We start from the raw sequence: 13,879 nt of genomic DNA, 5'->3' as shown, positions 1-13,879 counted from the left end.
CCTCAGCCCTCGATGTTGGGCGGCCAGGCGTTGGTGTCGATCTCGGAGACGTACTTGAAGAAGGCCACCAGCGCGTCCAGCTCCTCCTCGCTGAGGTTGAACTGCGGCATCTGCCGCCGCCCCGGCACGCCGCTCGGCTGCGCCTTGATCCAGGCCTTGATGAAGTCCGGACCGCGCCGCTTGTACACGTTGCCGAGCTCGGGCGCGAAGTACGCCCCCTCGCCGAGCAGCGTGTGGCAGCCGATGCAGTCGTTCTCCTCCCACACCCGCTTGCCCAGGGCCACCTGCTCCGTGATCGCCTGGCGGTTGTCTCGCTGCGGCAGCCGGTTGTAGGTCGTGTCCATGGTCAGCGCCAGGAAGAGCAGGAAGAAGAAGACCGCCCCTCCGTAGAAGATGTTGCGTGCCATGGACTTGGTGAAGGTCGTCGCCATCGCGCAAGTCCCCCCTGGTTGCGGTTCCAGTGCCGGAACAGGAAACCGCGGCTGGCGCTCAGGAATCCTTGATATGGATCAAGGTGGGGAACGGGGCGTGGGCGCCGGGCTTGGGGGACCGGGGACGCGCAGCCCCCGCCGCGGAACCCTACAGGACCTCCTGGTCGATGACGACGGTGACCGGGCCCTGGCCCGGACGGACGACGCCGGCGCTGCCCTGGAGGTCGCCGCTGCGGGCCCGTGCCTCGCCGCTGCGCGAGACGCGCGCGCCCACGATCACCTCCCCGTACTGGGACAGCCGCGCCTGCGGGGTCATGGCGTCGCCGTCGTCGAGGCGCACCTGCGCCGGCAGGTCGCGGACCCGCAACCGCTTCACCGCGAGCGGCATGGGCGGACCGTCCGGCGCCCGCGCGAAGACGAAGACCGTGTCGTCCGGCCGCACCTTGTCCCGCAGCGCCTCGGCGAGCCGCACCTGCACCTCCACCACGGCCGCGGCGGCGGCCGCGGGCGCCCCCTCGGCCCCGCCGAGCCGCGCCCTCGCCTGGGCGAGATAGTCGGCGACCACCTTGGCCGCCTCGCTGCCGGGGGGCAGGCTCGACTGGACCTGCTCCCAGTGCCGGACCGCCTCGGCGAAGCCGCCGCGCTGGAAGGCGGCGAACCCCGCGAGCAGGCGCGCCTCCGTGTTGGCCGGCTCCCGCTCCAGGGCCCGCCGCAGCAGCCGCTCCGGCTCCCCCACGAGACGGTCGCCGTTGACGCGGGCGAGCGACTGGGCGAGCCCCACCAGGACCTGCGGCTCGTCGCCGAGCAGCCGCTGGGCCCGCCGGTAGGCCTCCACCGCCTCCGGGAAGCGGCCCATCACCAGATAGGAGCGGCCGAGCATGCGCCAGCCCTCGCCGTCGTCGGGCTGGCGCTGCAGCCGCTCGGCGAGCCGCGCCACCATCTGCTCGATGGTCATATCCCCCGCCGCCTGCGGCGGCGGCGCCGTGCCGGCGGCGAGCTGCGGCGCGCCCAGCCGCCAGTAGAGCCCGCCGGCCAGGGCCGGAACGACGAGGGCGACGACGACGCCGGCCCAGGGCACACCGCCCCGACGCAGCCGCTCCTCCGGCTCCGCGCCCGCCACGTCCTCGAGCAGGTCGCGCTCGAGCTCCGCCCGCGCCTCGCGGTAGTGGGCCTCGTCGATGACGCCGTCGGCAAGATCCCGCTCGAGCTCCGCCAGGCGGTCCTGGAAGATGGCGACGTTGAGCTCGCGCCGCGCCACGCCGGCGGCGCGCCCGCGCCCCATGAGCGGCGGCACCACCAGCGCGAGCGCCAGCGCCACCATGGCCGCCGCCGCCGCCCAGAAGGCGCTCATCGCCGCTCCTCCCCGTCGCGGCCGGCGAGCAGCGCCTCGAGCCGCGCCCGCTCCTCGGGGCTGAGCTCGGCCGGCACGGCGCGCTGGCGGCTGCGCACGAAGTGGATGAGCACCACCACCCCCACCACCACGAGCACGAAGGGCCCGACCCAGAGCAGGGCGGTGGTGGCCTTGAAGGGCGGCCGGTAGAGGACGAAGTCGCCGTAGCGGGCGGTGAGGAAGCCGATGATCTCCTCGTCGCGCTTGCCCGCGACGATCATCTCGTAGACCTCCTGGCGCAGGTCCTTGGCCAGATCCGCGTTGGAGTCGGCGATGTTCTGGTTCTGGCACACCAGGCAGCGCAGCTCCTGGGTCAGGCGCTTGAAGCGCGCCTCCTGCTGCGGGTCCTGGAACTGGTAGACCTCGATCACGGACCAGGCCGGCGCCGCCGCCGCGAGCAGCACCAGCAAGGCGAGCAGCCTCCGCCTCATCACCCCTGCTCCCGCTTGAGCCGCTGCACCAGCGGCAGGATGGTCTCGTTGAGCGCCTCGGGCGTGATGGGACCGATCTGCTTGTAGCGGATGATCCCGTTGCGGTCGACGACGAAGGTCTCGGGCACCCCGTAGACGCCCCAGTCGATGCCGACGCGCCCGTCGCGGTCCATGAGGCTGTCGGTGTAAGGGTCCCCGAGGTCGGCGAGCCAGGCCAACGCCGCCCCGCGCTCGTCCTTGTAGTTGAGGCCGTAGATGGGGACCTCGCCGCGGCGCGCAAGCTCCACCAGCAGCGGGTGCTCGGCGCGGCAGGAGACGCACCAGCTCGCCCAGACGTTGAACAGGTAGACCCGGCCCTTGAGGTCGTCGCGGCGCACGATCCGCTCCGGATCGTGCAGGCTCGGGAGGGCGAACTCCGGCGCCGGCTTGTCGATGAGCGGCGAGGGCACCCGCTTCGGGTCGAGCCCGAGCCCGACGGCGAAGAGGGCGACGAGGGCGGCGAAGACCGCCGCCGGCAGCAGGTAGCGCAGCCTCATGCCTCCTGCCCCCCGAGGGCGGCGAGGCGCGCCGCCTGCCGCCGCACCGCGAGCCGGTAGCGGCGGTCGGTGGCCGCCAGCAGCCCGCCGATCACCATGAAGACGCCGCCGAGCCAGATCCAGCGCTGGAAGGGCTTGACGTTGAGGCGCACGGCCCAGGAGCGGCCGTCGTCGAGCGGCTCGCCCATGGCCACGTAGAGGTCGCGCGTGACCCCCGGGTCGATGCCGGCCTCGGTCATGGGCATGCGCTGCACGGTGTAGATCCGCTTCTCGGCGTGGAGCTCGCCGATCAGGCGCCCGTCCCGGTAGACCTCGAAGACCCCCGCGGTGCCCGTGTAGTTGGGCCCCTCACGCGGCTCGAGCCGCTGGAGCACGAAGCGGTAGCCGCCCAGCGTCTGGGCGTCGCCCTCCGCCATGCGCACGTCCCGGCTGACGCTGTAGGCGCTCGACAGCGCCGCGCCGACGATGAAGACCGCCACCCCCAGGTGCCCCAGCACCATGCCCCAGTGCGCCCGCGGCAGGGCGGCGAGCCCCGGCAGGAACGCCCGATGGCGCGTCGCGCGCGCGTAGACCTCCTGCAGCGTCGCGAGGACGATCCAGGCCGCGAGCGCCAGTGCCGCCGCCACCCCCGCCGAGAGCGTGCCGGCCACGGCGAGGTTCCAGGCCGCCCCGAGCAGCACCGCCGCGGCCAGGGTCCAGCGCAGCCGCCGCGCCACGGCGAGGGGATCGTCCTCCTTCCAGCGCACGTGGGGCGCCACCACCATGAGGAACATCAGCGGCGCCATGAGCGGCACGAAAACGCGGTTGAAGTAGGGCGGCCCCACCGAGATCTTGCCCACGCCCAGGGCGTCCACGGCGAGGGGGTAGACGGTGCCCAGCAGGACCGTCCCCATCACCACCACCAGCACCACGTTGTTGATCAGCAGCAGCGTCTCGCGGGAGAAGAGGGCGAAGGTCCCGACCCCGCGCACCTCGGCCGCGCGCCAACCGTAGAGCACCAGCGAGCCCCCGACGACGACGCCGAGGAAGAGGAGGATGAAGAGCCCGCGCGCCGGATCGGTGGCGAAGGCGTGGACCGAGGTCAGCACCCCGGAGCGCACCAGGAAGGTGCCCAGCAGGCTCAGGGAGAAGGTGAAGATGGCGAGCAGCACCGTCCAGCTCTTGAAGGCGCTGCGCTTCTCGGTCACCGCCAGCGAGTGCATCAGCGCCGTGCCCACCAGCCACGGCATGAACGAGGCGTTCTCCACCGGATCCCAGAACCACCAGCCACCCCAGCCCAGCTCGTAGTAGGCCCACCAGCTCCCCAGGGTGATGCCGGCGGTGAGGAAGGCCCAGGCCACCGTGGTCCACGGCCGCGACCAGCGCGCCCAGGCCGCATCCAGCCGCCCGCCGATGAGGGCCGAGAGGGCGAAGGCGAAGGCCACCGAGAAGCCCACATAGCCCATGTAGAGCATCGGCGGGTGCAGCACGAGCCCCGGATCCTGCAGCAGCGGGTTGAGGTCGCGGCCGTCGAGCGGCGCCGGGGCCAGCCGCTCGAAGGGGTTGGAGGTGAGCAGCGTGAAGAGGTAGAAGCCCACCGCCACCATCCCCATCACCGCCAGCACCCGCGCCACCATGGTCGCCGGCAGGTCCCGGCTCAGCCAGGCCACCGCCACCGTCCAGGTGGCGAGGATGAAGACCCACAGCAGCAGCGAGCCCTCGTGCCCGCCCCACACCGCCGAGATGCGATAGGCGAGCGGCAGCCTGGAGTTGGAGTTGGCGGCCACGTAGGCGACGGAGAAGTCGTTGGCCACGAAGCTCCAGGTCAGGGCCCCGAAGGCGAAGGCGACGAAGAGCCACTGGCCCAGCGCCGCCGGGCGCGCCATGGCGACCCAGCCGGGGATGCCGCGGCTCGCCCCGACGAGGGGGAAGAAGGCCTGCGCCAGGGCCAGGCACAGGGCGAGGATGAGGGAGAAGTGGCCGAGCTCCGGGATCATGGCCCCCTCCTACTCGGCGACCCGGGTGGCGCCGCCCTCGCGCGCCATGCGCACGGCCTCCTCGGCCTCGGGCGGCATGTAGTTCTCGTCGTGCTTGGCGAGCACGGTCTCGGCGCGGAAGACGCCGTCGGGGCCGATGCGCCCCTGCACGACGATGCCCTGCCCCTCGCGGAAGAGGTCGGGCAGGATGCCCCGGTAGTGGACCGGGAGCGAGCGCACGGTGTCGGTGACCTCGAAGCGCACGGTCAGCCCGTCGGCCTCGCGCCGCACCGAGCCGTCGGCGACGACCCCGCCGACGCGGATGAGGTGATCCGCCGGGGCCTCCCCCGCGAGCACCTGGCTGGGGCTGTAAAAGAAGGTCAGGTTCTCGCGGAAGGCCGAAAGCGCCAGCGCCACCGCCACGCCGACCCCGAAGACGATGAACCCCACCAGGAAGAGCCGCCTCTGTCTCGGTCTCATGAACGCCTCCGCCTCGCCCGCCGGGCGAGCTGCTCGCGCACGCGGCGCTCCCGCCGCAGGATGGAAACGACGTTGGCCGCCAGCACCAGCGCGGCCAGGGCGTAGGAGGTCCACACGTAGAACGCGTAGCCTCCCATGTGGAAGAACTCCGCAAGGCTCATCGGGTCCCCCCCAGCATCTCGCTCACCCAGCCCGCGTTGCGCTCCCGCTCGAGGACCTCGGTGCGCGCGCGCAGCAGCACCGCCGCGGCGTAGAAGAGCTTGAAGGCGAGCGCCATCACCAGCAGCGGCCAGAGCATGCTGGGGTGGATCGAGGGGGTGTCGAGCTTGGTCACGGTCGGGCCCTGGTGGAGCGTGTTCCACCACTCCACCGAGTAGTGGATGATGGGAATATTGACCACGCCCACCAGGGCCAGGATCCCGGCCGCGCGCGCGGCGATGCGCCGGTCCTCGATGGCGGCGTAGAGCGCCATGTAGCCGAGGTAGAGAAAGAGCAGGATGAGCTCCGAGGTCAGGCGCGCGTCCCACACCCACCACGCACCCCACATGGGCTTGCCCCAGAGGGCGCCGGTGGCCAGCGCGAGGAAGGTGAACGACGCCCCCAGCGGTGCGCTGGAGACGGCGAACACCTCGGCGAGCTTGACCCGCCAGACGATGCCGATGCCGGCCGAGACCGCCATCACCATGTAGACGAACAGCGACATCCAGGCCGCCGGCACGTGGATGAAGATGATGCGGTAGCTGTCGCCCTGCTGATAGTCGGGCGGCGCCAACACCAGGCCGCCGTAGAGGCCGATCAGCATGAGGACGCCGCTCGCCGCGCCGAGCCAGGGCGCCAGGCGCCCCGACCAGCGGTAGAAGTGCGGCGGGGAGGCGAGACGGTGAAGCGGCTCGAACATCCGCGGACCCCCTAGCTCAGGCTGACGCGAAGCGCCGCCGCGGCGGCGAACGGGGCGAGGCTCAGCGCCAGCGCCAGCAGCGCCCCGAGGAAGTAGAGCTGCCCGGTCACCGGCACCCCGGCGGCCGCCGCCTCGACGGCGCTCGCCGCGAAGATCAGCACCGGAATGTAGAGCGGCAGCACCAGCAGCGAGACCAGCACCCCGCCCCGGCGCAGCCCCACCGTGAGGGCGACGCCGATGGCCCCGATCAGGCTCAGCACCGGCGTGCCCAGGGCCAGGGTCGCCACCAGCGCCCCCAAGGCCTCGCCCGGAAGCCGCATCAGCACCCCGAGCAGCGGCGCCATCACCAGCAGCGGCACGCCGGTCACCAGCCAGTGCGCCGCCACCTTGGCCAGCACCAGCATCGAGAGCGGGTGGGGGCTCAGCAGCATCTGCTCGAGGGCGCCGTCGTCGAAGTCCGAGCGGAAGATGCTGTCCAGCGAGAGCATCGCCGCGAGCAGCGCCGCGACCCAGATGACCCCGGCGCCGATGCGCGCGAGCAGGCCCGCCTCCGGGCTGACGCCGAGGGGGAAGAGCGTCACCACGATGACGAAGAACAGCAGCGGGTTCGCCAGCTCGCCCCGGTGCCGGTAGGCCAGCGTCAGGTCCCGGCGCAGCATCGCCAGGAAGGCACGCCCGGTGTCGATCTGCTCGCTCATGCCCCCAGGTGCACCACCCGCGCCTCGGCGCCGTCCAGCGCCACCGCGTGGTGGGTCGTGAAGACCGCCAGCCCGCCCTGCGCCAGGTGCTGCGAGATCAGCCGCTCGATGTCGCGCCGCCCGCCCCGGTCGAGGGCCGTGAACGGCTCGTCCAGGATCCACAGCCGCGCCGGCGTCAGCAGCAGCCGCGCCAGCGCCACCCGCCTGCGCTGCCCCGCCGAGAGGGTGCGGCAGGGCACGTCCTCGTAGCCGGAAAGCCCCATCCGGGCCAGCGCCTCGTCCGCCTCGACGCCGTCGCGCCGCCCGCCCAGGGCGCAGGCCACGGCGAGATTCTCCCGCGGCGTGAGCTCCCCCTTGACCCCGTGCTGATGGCCGATGTAGGCGAGCTCGGCCAGATACTCCGACCGCGCGCGGCGGATGTCGGTTCCCCGCCAGCGCACCTCGCCCTCCTCGGGAAGCGCGAGGCCGCACAGGACGCGCAGCAGCGTCGTCTTGCCCGAGCCGTTGGGCCCCTCCACCTGCAGGGCCTCGCCGGCATGCAGAGCGAAGCCCAGGTCCTCGAAGAGGACCCGGTCCTCGCGCACGAACACCAGCCCCTCCGCCTCGAGCAGGGCCCCGGCCGCCTGCGCCTCGCGCGCCCGCGCCGGAGCGCCGCCCTCGCGCACGGCCTCCGTCGACACGCCGCCCCCGTGGATTCGACGACGGCGTAGTGTACCCGACCCGCCGCGGGCTGTCCCTCCGCGCGGCCGCCCTCAGCGGATCCCGGCCTCGCGCTGGCGGCGGCGGACGTAGGCGACGATGTGGCCCACCTCCTCGGCGGTGACGCCCTTGACCGGCGGCATGTCGCCGAAGCGCCAGTGGTGGGCGCGGACCCCGTCGCGCGCGGCCTTGTAGAAGGCGATGTCCCCGTGATGGCCGGGACGGTAGATGTCGCTGAGAAACGGCGGCCCGCTGGCGGTGCCGCGCAGGTCCTCGCCGTGGCAGGCGGCGCAGTACTTGCGGTAGGCGACCTCACCCTTCGCGGGGTCGGCCACGAACCCCCGGGGCGGCAGCAGCGGGCGGTCGTCCGCCTGCCGGCCGCAGCCCGCCAGCACCACGAGGCCGGCCAGGACCAGCACCGCACGCCACGTTCTCGTCGTCCTGCTCATCTTCGGCATCCTCATCGCGTCCCTCTCCCGGCCCGCTCCACCTCGGCCTCCTCCTGCCACTGGTGGAGCCCGAGGTGGAAGTAGGCATGGACGTAGGCGAGCACGTCCCAGATCTCCCCCTCGGACAGCACCCCCTTGAAGGCCGGCATCCGGGAGCCCTGGCTGCGGAAGGGCTCGGCGGTGCCGCCCTCGCTCACGCGCCAGAAGAGATAGTCGTCGCCGCCGTGGGGGATGTGATGGAAGTTCTGGGTCAGATCCGCCGGCCGGTGCGGCAGCCTGTCCGCCAGCGGGCCGGTGCCACGGCCGTCCCGCCCGTGGCAGACCTCGCAGCGGGCCTTGTAGATCCGCGCCCCGCGCGCGATCGCATCGGGCTCGGCCCAGCGGTCGCTGCGCCGGCCCCGGTAGGGGGGCGGCGGCTCGAGCCATCGGTCGTGGCGGTGGCCGCCCCCATGCTCGTGCTGCATCGCCCCCGGGCCGTGGCCCGCATCGGCCCGCATCGGCCCGCACCGTCCCGGCGCCGAGGAGCATGAGCGCCGCCGCCAGCACCCCCGCGACCCGCGCCGGGCCCTGTCGTCTCTCTGCCATCGCATCGTCCTCCCTCCAAGAAACGCGACCTCGCGCCGCCCCCGCCGCGGCGCCCCACATCCGATGCGCGAGGGAGTCAGAGACGCAGCCGGGCCAGGTGCAGATACCGGGTGCGCCCGGCACCGGCGGACCATGATGGCGGCAGGCGCCCCCATCCGGATCACCCGGTCCGCCGACACAGGCGGCTGCGACCGGGCCCGCCGCCACCGCCACCAGCCCCGCGAGGACCAGGACGGCAAGGGTCCGCATGCAGCCGTCCGGCCCGCGCATCACACCGCCATCCTGCCGCGTCCCGCCCGCACGCCGGACCCGCGCCGGGTCGCTGCGCCGGGGCGCTCAGCCGGCGACGGCGTCGCGCACGCGCTCGAGACGCGTCTTGACCTCAGCACCCAGCGGCGCCAGCGCCGGGTTGCCCACCACGCCGAGGACGGACTCGGGGTCCATGAAGGCCACCTCCACCTCGCCGTCGGCCACCTCGCGCACCACCACGTTGCACGGCAGGAGGAGGCCCACGCCCGGCTCGGCGGTGAGCGCCCGATGGGCCAGCGGCGGGTTGCAGGCACCGAGGATGCGGTAGGGGCGCATGTCCTCCCCCAGCTTCTCCTTGAGCGTCCTCTGGACGTCGATCTCGGTGAGCACCCCGAAGCCCTCGGCCTTGAGCGCCTCGATCACGCGCTCGCGCACCGCCTCCACGTCACCCTTCACCGTCACGCTGAAACCGTAGCTCGCCATATCCAGGCCTCCTCGCGTCTTTGCGTCATCCATACCCGGCGCAGCCGCCGCCGTCAGCGGCGGCCGCTGCGCCGCTCGATCTCCTGCCAGCGGCGATAGACCGGCTCCGGCCAGCGTGACTGGATCCACGCGATGACGTCGTCGATCTGCCCCTCGTCCAGCCGCCCCTTCCAGGCCGGCATGCCGCCGCCGTCCTTTACGGTGCCCTCGCGGATCACCTCGCGCAGCACCGCCGTGGGGTGGTGCCAGGCGTGGCCGCTGCCGTCGAGCGGCGGCGGCGGGAAGCGCCCGTCGGGCCCGCGGCGGCGCCAGTCTGGCGACCCCTGGGCGGTGCGCCCGTGGCAGGCGGCGCAGTGCTGCTGGAAGACGCGCGCACCGCGCATGACGCGCGCGAAGTCGCTGCGCAGCTCGGTGGCAGCAGCCGCCGTCCACGCCCCCGCCAGGGCGAGCGCCGCAAGCAGAGACCGGATCGTCACATGCCGCCCTCCCGTGTCCATGTATCCCATCCGTCTCCGCCGCGCCCTCCCTTGCTCCAGGAACGGCGGGAGGAGCCGACACTCCGCCGATGCCCCCGCGCGCCCGGCGTGGCGCCATGCTGAAAGATTCGCCGCCAGGACGCAAGCCAGGCGGCCGCGCGCCCGCGGTTCTCCGCCCGCAGCCATGCGCGGTCCAAAGCGTCCGGCCACGGCGACCGGACGCAGGCGATGAGGGCATCGACGTCGGTCTCGCGCCCGCCCTGCGCCGGCATGGCGCGGGGCCGGAAGGGGCTGCCGCTTCGGATCATGTAGCGCAGCTTATGGAGGGCGTGCGGCCAGGCATGGCCGCCCCATCCAGGGACGGCGCCCGATCGTGGCCCGGCCGCGGGTGCCGCCGGCCGGGCTGCCCCCCCTTGGCCCCCCGGGCGCGCAGTGGCGCCGGCAAAGGGCCTCTCCGCGGCGCACCTCCTCCGGCGCGGACCGGCACCCCTCCGCCCCGGCGGCGACGGCCACGAGCGCCGGAACCACGCCCGCAGCCAAACGCATCTCACACCGCCTCCCGCCCCGTCGGCGCCACGCCGTCCGGAAGCCGCACCATCTCCGCCGCCACCTCGGGCAGGAAGGCGGCGAAGGCCGCCGCCGCAGGCCCCAGCCGCCGCCCCCGGCGCTGCACCAGATACCAGCGGCGCATGAGGGGAAAGCCCTCCACGTCGAGGATGCGCACCCGCCCCGCGGCGAGCTCCAGCTCCAGGGTGTGGAGCGAGACCACCGCGAGCCCGAGCCCCGCCGCCACCGACTGCTTGATGGCCTCGTTGGTGGACATCTCGAGCTCGGCGCGCAGGACGAGACCGTGCCCGGCGAAGAGCCGCTCCAGCGCCCCGCGCGTGCCGGAGCCCTCCTCGCGCAGGACGAAGCGCTCCTCGGCAAGGCGCGCGAGGGGGATGCGCCGCTGCCCGGCCAGCGGGTGCTCGGGCGAGGCGATCACCACCAGCGGATTGTCGAGGAACGGACGCGCCCGCAGCGGCGCCCCCGCCGGGGGCTGCCCCATGATGGCCAGGTCCGCCTCGTGCGCCTCGAGCCGTGCCAGCAGCTCGGCCCGGTTGATGATCTCCAGCGCCAGGCGCACCCCGGGGTGACGGCGGGCGAAGGCCGCCAGCACGCGCGTGGCGAAGGCCCCTGCGGTGGTCGCCACCGCCAGACGCAGCCGCCCGCCGCGCAGCCCGCGGTGCGCCGCCAGGACCTCCTCGGCCTCGGCCAGCTCGCGCTGCACCGCCCGCACCCGCGCGTAGAGCTCGCGCCCGGCCTCGGTCAGGCGGGCCTGCCGCCCCACCTGCTCGAGCAGGGCGATGCCGGCCTGCTCCTCGAGCTGCGCCACCTGCATGGAGACCGCCGGCTGCGAAAGGTGCAGCTCCCGCGCCGCCTTGGTGTAGCTGCCAAGGCGCGCCACCGCCTCGAAGACTTCCAGCTGCCGGAGCGTGAAATGCATAAGCCTCGGCTTATCTCACCAATCATCAATCGTGATTGGCAATTATAGCCCGCCCTGCGTAGCCTTTCCCGTGCAACGTCCGATGACGCGATCCACGCGAAGGAGCACGACATGGCCATCGATCAGAGCGCACGCTACGTCGACCTCGGCATGAACGAGGACGAGCTGATGCGGGAGGGCAACCACCTGCTCGCCGCCTATCGGCTCAAGCCCAAGCCCGGCTACGGCTTCACCGCCACCGCGGCCCACGTCGCGGCCGAGTCCTCCACGGGCACCAACGTCGAGGTCAAGACCACCGACGACTTCACCAAGAAGATCGACGCCAAGGTCTACTTCATCGACGAGAACTACTTCGGCGAGGACGGCGGCCTGATCAAGATCGCCTATCCCTACGACCTCTTCGACCACAACATCACCGACGGCCGGCTGATAGTGGCCAACGTCATGACCCTGATCATCGGCAACAACCAGGGCATGGGCGACATCATCGGCCTGCGCATGCTCGACTTCTGGGTGCCGCCGCGGATGCTGGCGCTGTTCGACGGGCCCTCCACCACCATCCACGACATCTGGCGCGCCATGGGCCGCGACCACGAGAACGGCGGCGCCATCGTCGGCACCATCATCAAGCCCAAGCTCGGCCTGCGGCCCCAGCCCTTCGCCGACGCCTGCTACGAGTTCTGGCTGGGCGGCGACTTCATCAAGAACGACGAGCCGCAGGGCAACCAGCCCTTCTGCCCGCTCAAGAAGGTCATCCCGCTGGTGGCCGACGCCATGAAGCGGGCCCAGGACGAGACCGGCGAGCCGAAGATCTTCTCCGCCAACATCACCGCCGACGACCCCTTCGAGATGATCGCCCGCGGCGAGTACATCCTCGAGACCTTCGGCGAGGACGCCAACCGGGTCCTGTTCCTGGTGGACGGCTTCGTCGCCGGCGTCACCGCCGTCTCCCTGGCGCGGCGCTACTTCCCCAACACCTATCTGCACTACCACCGCGCGGGCCACGGCGCCGTCACCTCCAGCGTCAACCCGCGCGGCTACCCGCCGCTGGTGCACTGCAAGCTGGCGCGGCTCGCCGGCGCCTCCGGCATCCATACCGGCACCATGGGCTTCGGCAAGATGGAGGGCAGCCCGGACGAGCGCATCGTCGAGTACATGATCCGCAACGAGGAGGCGGACGGGCCGTTCTTCCGGCAGAAGTGGTACGGGATGAAGCCCACCGCGGCGCACATCTCCGGCGGCATGAACGCGATCCGCATCCCGGCCTTCTGCGACAACCTCGGCCACGACAGCTTCTGCCTCACCGCCGGCGGCGGCGCCTTCGGCCACCTCGACGGCGGCACCGCAGGGGCCATCTCGCTGCGGCAGGCCTTCGAAGCCTGGCGCCAGGGCGTCGACCTCGTGGAGTACGCCAAGGAGCACCGCGAGCTGGCGCGGGCCTTCGAGAGCTTCCCCCACGACGCCGACCAGTACTACCCCGGCTGGCGGCAGCGCCTCGGCATCGCCGCCTGAGGGGGAACACCGGACCACAAGCGGGTGCCTCCTCCATTGTGGTGCTCTTGGCGGGCCTCCGGGCCCGCCTTTTTTGTCCGCCTCCGCGGTGGCACAATCGCCGGGCCGCCGCAGCCGGGAGTAGGCGCCATGGGCGAGGACGTCCTCTTCGAGAGCCGGATCGAGAGCCTGCCGCTGGTGGCCCGCGGCAAGGTGCGCGACATCTACGCCGTCGACGAGGCGCACTGGCTGATCGTCGCCACCGACCGCCTCTCGGCCTTCGACGTCGTGCTGCCGACCCCGATCCCGGGCAAGGGCCGCATCCTCACCGCCCTTTCCGGGTTCTGGTTCCACCGCACCGCCCACCTCGTACCCAACCACCTCACCGGTATCGCCCCCGAGGATGTGGTCTCCGGCGGGGACGAGCGCGCTCAGGTGCGCGGCCGCGCGGTGGTGGTGCGCCGGCTGCGCCCGCTGCCCGTCGAGGCCATCGTGCGCGGCTACCTCGCCGGCTCCGGCTGGAAGGAGTACCAGCGCGAGGGCACCGTCTGCGGCATCCCGCTGCCGCCCGGCCTGCGCCAGGCCGAGCGCCTGCCCGAGCCCATCTTCACGCCCTCCACCAAGGCCGCGGTGGGCGAGCACGACGAGAACATCCCCTTCGCGCGGGCGGCGGCGCTGCTCGGCGAGGAGGTGGCCGAGCGCGTGCGCGCGCTCAGCCTCGCCATCTACCGCGAGGCCCGCGACTACGCCGCCGGGCGCGGGATCCTCATCGCCGACACCAAGTTCGAGTTCGGCCTCGACGAGGAGGGACGCATCCACCTCATCGACGAGGTCCTCACCCCGGACTCGTCGCGCTTCTGGCCCGCCGACCGCTACGCCCCGGGGCAGAGCCCGCCGAGCTTCGACAAGCAGTACGTGCGCGACTGGCTGGAGAGCCTCGACTGGGACAAGCGTCCGCCGGGACCGGCGTTGCCTGCGGAGGTGGTGGCGCAGACCGCGGCGCGGTACCGCGAGGCGCTGCTGCGCCTGACCGGTGCCGCCGCGTAGCCGTCACCGCGGTCTCACTCCTTGCCGAGGGCCTCGATGAGCTCGGGCACGGCCTCGTTGAGGTCGGCCACCAGACCGTAGTCGGCCACCTCGAA

General features: G+C 72.8%; 17 protein-coding genes. 2 read left to right on the top strand and 15 right to left on the bottom strand.

Annotated elements, in window-relative coordinates:
* Positions 1 to 2 precede the first annotated feature (2 nt).
* The 15 genes from EDC57_RS10710 to EDC57_RS10640 form a co-directional block, all read right to left on the bottom strand.
* Positions 3 to 431: a c-type cytochrome gene (locus tag EDC57_RS10710; RefSeq protein WP_123401910.1), complete on the bottom strand. Its 429-nt coding sequence runs from the start codon at positions 429 to 431 to the stop codon at positions 3 to 5.
* A 148-nt stretch (positions 432 to 579) separates the two neighbouring features.
* Complete coding sequence (ccmI, locus tag EDC57_RS10705) at positions 580 to 1,782, bottom strand: c-type cytochrome biogenesis protein CcmI (protein WP_123401909.1); 1,203 nt, start codon at positions 1,780 to 1,782, stop codon at positions 580 to 582.
* Positions 1,779 to 2,252 (bottom strand): cytochrome c-type biogenesis protein, encoded by a 474-nt coding sequence (locus EDC57_RS10700; protein WP_123401908.1) that lies wholly within the window; start codon positions 2,250 to 2,252, stop codon positions 1,779 to 1,781. Before EDC57_RS10700 ends, ccmI begins: the two co-directional genes overlap by 4 nt.
* Positions 2,252 to 2,788 (bottom strand): DsbE family thiol:disulfide interchange protein, encoded by a 537-nt coding sequence (locus EDC57_RS10695; protein WP_123401907.1) that lies wholly within the window; start codon positions 2,786 to 2,788, stop codon positions 2,252 to 2,254. The genes EDC57_RS10700 and EDC57_RS10695 overlap by 1 nt, the downstream gene beginning before the upstream one ends.
* Complete coding sequence (locus EDC57_RS10690) at positions 2,785 to 4,764, bottom strand: heme lyase CcmF/NrfE family subunit (RefSeq protein ID WP_123401906.1); 1,980 nt, start codon at positions 4,762 to 4,764, stop codon at positions 2,785 to 2,787. The genes EDC57_RS10695 and EDC57_RS10690 overlap by 4 nt, the downstream gene beginning before the upstream one ends.
* A 9-nt stretch (positions 4,765 to 4,773) precedes the next feature.
* Positions 4,774 to 5,223, bottom strand: coding sequence for a cytochrome c maturation protein CcmE (gene ccmE / locus EDC57_RS10685; protein WP_123401905.1), 450 nt, complete (start codon positions 5,221 to 5,223; stop codon positions 4,774 to 4,776).
* Positions 5,220 to 5,384, bottom strand: coding sequence for a heme exporter protein CcmD (gene ccmD, locus EDC57_RS10680; protein WP_123401904.1), 165 nt, complete (start codon positions 5,382 to 5,384; stop codon positions 5,220 to 5,222). Before ccmD ends, ccmE begins: the two co-directional genes overlap by 4 nt.
* Entirely contained in the window at positions 5,381 to 6,121 is a 741-nt protein-coding gene (locus EDC57_RS10675; RefSeq protein WP_123401903.1) for a heme ABC transporter permease, read from the bottom strand. Before EDC57_RS10675 ends, ccmD begins: the two co-directional genes overlap by 4 nt.
* Positions 6,122 to 6,132: 11 nt before the next feature.
* Positions 6,133 to 6,819 carry a heme exporter protein CcmB gene (ccmB, locus tag EDC57_RS10670; protein WP_170165120.1) on the bottom strand — a complete coding sequence of 229 codons (687 nt, stop codon included), beginning with the start codon at positions 6,817 to 6,819 and terminating at the stop codon, positions 6,133 to 6,135.
* Positions 6,816 to 7,430 (bottom strand): cytochrome c biogenesis heme-transporting ATPase CcmA, encoded by a 615-nt coding sequence (gene ccmA / locus EDC57_RS10665; RefSeq protein ID WP_123402234.1) that lies wholly within the window; start codon positions 7,428 to 7,430, stop codon positions 6,816 to 6,818. The genes ccmB and ccmA overlap by 4 nt, the downstream gene beginning before the upstream one ends.
* A gap of 141 nt (positions 7,431 to 7,571) precedes the next feature.
* Positions 7,572 to 7,967, bottom strand: coding sequence for a c-type cytochrome (locus EDC57_RS10660; protein WP_245995267.1), 396 nt, complete (start codon positions 7,965 to 7,967; stop codon positions 7,572 to 7,574).
* Between the two features lie 11 nt (positions 7,968 to 7,978).
* Positions 7,979 to 8,464: a c-type cytochrome gene (locus tag EDC57_RS10655; protein WP_170165119.1), complete on the bottom strand. Its 486-nt coding sequence runs from the start codon at positions 8,462 to 8,464 to the stop codon at positions 7,979 to 7,981.
* Between the two features lie 424 nt (positions 8,465 to 8,888).
* Positions 8,889 to 9,290 (bottom strand): DUF302 domain-containing protein, encoded by a 402-nt coding sequence (locus EDC57_RS10650; protein WP_211332003.1) that lies wholly within the window; start codon positions 9,288 to 9,290, stop codon positions 8,889 to 8,891.
* A gap of 47 nt (positions 9,291 to 9,337) precedes the next feature.
* Entirely contained in the window at positions 9,338 to 9,760 is a 423-nt protein-coding gene (locus EDC57_RS10645) for a c-type cytochrome (RefSeq protein WP_211331984.1), read from the bottom strand.
* 547 nt (positions 9,761 to 10,307) lie between these two features.
* Entirely contained in the window at positions 10,308 to 11,246 is a 939-nt protein-coding gene (locus EDC57_RS10640; RefSeq protein WP_123401898.1) for a LysR family transcriptional regulator, read from the bottom strand.
* Between the two features lie 117 nt (positions 11,247 to 11,363).
* On the opposite strand from EDC57_RS10640, the gene EDC57_RS10635 reads away from it, so the two are divergent.
* Positions 11,364 to 12,758 (top strand): ribulose-bisphosphate carboxylase, encoded by a 1,395-nt coding sequence (locus EDC57_RS10635; RefSeq protein WP_123402233.1) that lies wholly within the window; start codon positions 11,364 to 11,366, stop codon positions 12,756 to 12,758.
* Positions 12,759 to 12,887: 129 nt separating this feature from the next.
* Entirely contained in the window at positions 12,888 to 13,784 is an 897-nt protein-coding gene (locus EDC57_RS10630) for a phosphoribosylaminoimidazolesuccinocarboxamide synthase (protein ID WP_123401897.1), read from the top strand.
* Positions 13,785 to 13,879: the final 95 nt, after the last annotated feature.

This window comes from Inmirania thermothiophila, assembly GCF_003751635.1.
Classification (GTDB): Bacteria; Pseudomonadota; Gammaproteobacteria; order DSM-100275; family DSM-100275; genus Inmirania; species Inmirania thermothiophila.
Note: the sequence above shows the minus strand (reverse complement) of the source record. Positions and strands in the feature narration are given on the sequence as shown.

Bases quoted from the DNA above. Each gene is read 5' to 3' on its own strand.
- EDC57_RS10695 (WP_123401907.1), bottom strand. From the start codon at position 2,788: ATGAGGCTGCGCTACCTGCTGCCGGCGGCGGTCTTCGCCGCCCTCGTC.
- ccmB (WP_170165120.1), bottom strand. From the start codon at position 6,819: ATGAGCGAGCAGATCGACACCGGGCGTGCCTTCCTGGCGATGCTGCGC.
- EDC57_RS10690 (WP_123401906.1), bottom strand. From the start codon at position 4,764: ATGATCCCGGAGCTCGGCCACTTCTCCCTCATCCTCGCCCTGTGCCTG.
- EDC57_RS10710 (WP_123401910.1), bottom strand. From the start codon at position 431: ATGGCGACGACCTTCACCAAGTCCATGGCACGCAACATCTTCTACGGA.
- EDC57_RS10640 (WP_123401898.1), bottom strand. From the start codon at position 11,246: ATGCATTTCACGCTCCGGCAGCTGGAAGTCTTCGAGGCGGTGGCGCGC.
- ccmE (WP_123401905.1), bottom strand. From the start codon at position 5,223: ATGAGACCGAGACAGAGGCGGCTCTTCCTGGTGGGGTTCATCGTCTTC.
- ccmI (WP_123401909.1), bottom strand. From the start codon at position 1,782: ATGAGCGCCTTCTGGGCGGCGGCGGCGGCCATGGTGGCGCTGGCGCTC.
- EDC57_RS10655 (WP_170165119.1), bottom strand. From the start codon at position 8,464: ATGCGGGCCGATGCGGGCCACGGCCCGGGGGCGATGCAGCACGAGCAT.
- ccmD (WP_123401904.1), bottom strand. From the start codon at position 5,384: ATGAGCCTTGCGGAGTTCTTCCACATGGGAGGCTACGCGTTCTACGTG.
- EDC57_RS10675 (WP_123401903.1), bottom strand. From the start codon at position 6,121: ATGTTCGAGCCGCTTCACCGTCTCGCCTCCCCGCCGCACTTCTACCGC.
- EDC57_RS10700 (WP_123401908.1), bottom strand. From the start codon at position 2,252: ATGAGGCGGAGGCTGCTCGCCTTGCTGGTGCTGCTCGCGGCGGCGGCG.
- EDC57_RS10630 (WP_123401897.1), top strand. From the start codon at position 12,888: ATGGGCGAGGACGTCCTCTTCGAGAGCCGGATCGAGAGCCTGCCGCTG.
- EDC57_RS10660 (WP_245995267.1), bottom strand. From the start codon at position 7,967: ATGAGCAGGACGACGAGAACGTGGCGTGCGGTGCTGGTCCTGGCCGGC.